The sequence below is a fragment of the Polynucleobacter sp. 35-46-11 genome, assembly GCF_002281105.1.
On record NZ_NCFJ01000604.1, the window covers coordinates 1 to 1,425 of the forward strand.

At 38.6% G+C, this 1,425-nt stretch carries 1 protein-coding gene and 2 pseudogenes; 1 reads left to right on the forward strand and 2 read right to left on the reverse strand.

Going from position 1 to position 1,425, the window contains the following annotated elements:
* Positions 1-102, forward strand: a pseudogene (locus B7Y67_RS18055) (dihydroxy-acid dehydratase); the annotation flags it as partial.
* Positions 103-114: 12 nt separating this feature from the next.
* On the opposite strand, the pseudogene B7Y67_RS19570 reads toward B7Y67_RS18055, so the two are convergent.
* Positions 115-354 (reverse strand): annotated as a pseudogene (locus B7Y67_RS19570) (NAD-dependent epimerase/dehydratase family protein); the annotation flags it as partial.
* Positions 351-1,425 (reverse strand): glycosyltransferase family 4 protein (locus tag B7Y67_RS18060; protein ID WP_293599816.1); only part of this gene is annotated, 1,075 nt, incomplete at its 5' end. The pseudogene B7Y67_RS19570 and the gene B7Y67_RS18060, both read right to left, overlap by 4 nt.

Sequence of the window (1,425 nt, forward strand, 5' to 3'; positions counted from 1 at the left end):
AATGCGGTTTTGCATTACCTCGCGATTACCAGCGCTGCTGAAATTGATTGGACGATTGATGATTTTGAGCGTATTCGCAAACGCGTTCCCGTCATTGCCAACCAAATGAATAACAATATCAGCGTCACATGTGACTCTATCATAACTAAAATCAGGAGCAAAAAAATCTCCCTCAATCCACTTTATTATGCTGCAAAGCTCAGGTCTTGGAGCTGAAGATCTGCCCACACCAGTAACGATTGAACCTAGTTCAACAAGTTTCAGGCACAAGTTAGTACCAATGAAACCATTAGCCCCAATTACAGAGCACCGAACCCCATTTAAGATATTTTTTGATTGGAGAAAGCTAATCATAGAAATTCATGTTTTGGCTTCTGATTTAAATCGCAGGCATCTAGAAGGGAGTTAGTAAATGCGTTAACAGAAAAATTCTCTTCAAAAACTATTTTACTAGATGTTGAGAGAGATTCATGGTGAATAAAGTTATCAATATAGTTTTTTATTGATGCGGCTATGTCAGATGGAGCAGGACTAAGTGAAACAAATCCAGACTTCCCATCGGTAATATATGCTGAGGTGCCCGTAGTATTTGTACAGATCAAAATTTTACTGGCGCCTAATGCATCGATCGAAACGAAAGGCAATGTATCATCACGGGATGAGACAAGAACTGCATCAGAGTTTATTAATTTCGATGTGTATTCGTCATAGGTTAGTTCTTCCTGAAGATTTACTTCATTAATATCATCAGCTAGTAAAGTTAGTCCTTCGTAAAAATCTCTATCTAAAATTCGACCATGCATTGTAAGACGAATTTTACTCCTATATTCTTCAGGTAATTCTTTAATCGCTAGCAGGGCTAGATCTTGTCCCTTCCGAGGTTCATATGATCCAAATAACGATATTTTAAGTGGTAGTGTAGGTTTGGTGTATTTTATAAACTCACTGAGTACTGGTTCGACGCCATATTTAAGAACTAATGTGTCAGGCCTAAGAGGCATTACGAGCTTACCTGCAAGTTCACTTCCTACCCAAATTTTCTTGGCGAATGAAAATGCCTGTGAGATCTCTGGTTGAATATTAAATAAATGCTCAAGTAGTGAAATTTCATGAATATACCAATAAGTAGGAATGACTCCGCCTAATTGTTTTACTGCAGGCCATGTAACTACGGTGTTCGCAATGGCAAGATCTAAGTTCTTCGCGAAGCGATAGAAAGACTCATGTTGACGTAGGGCTAGCTCATCTACAATAACCGGTACGTCAAGTTTGTTTAACTCTTTTCTATACGGGCCATCTGTAGGGGAGATAACTACTACAAAATGACCGCTATCCTTGAGTGTTTTTGCCATCTCATAAATAACTCTAGGTGCGCCACTGCCTGATAGATCATGTGAAATAAGTAATATATCTTTTCCTTTGGAG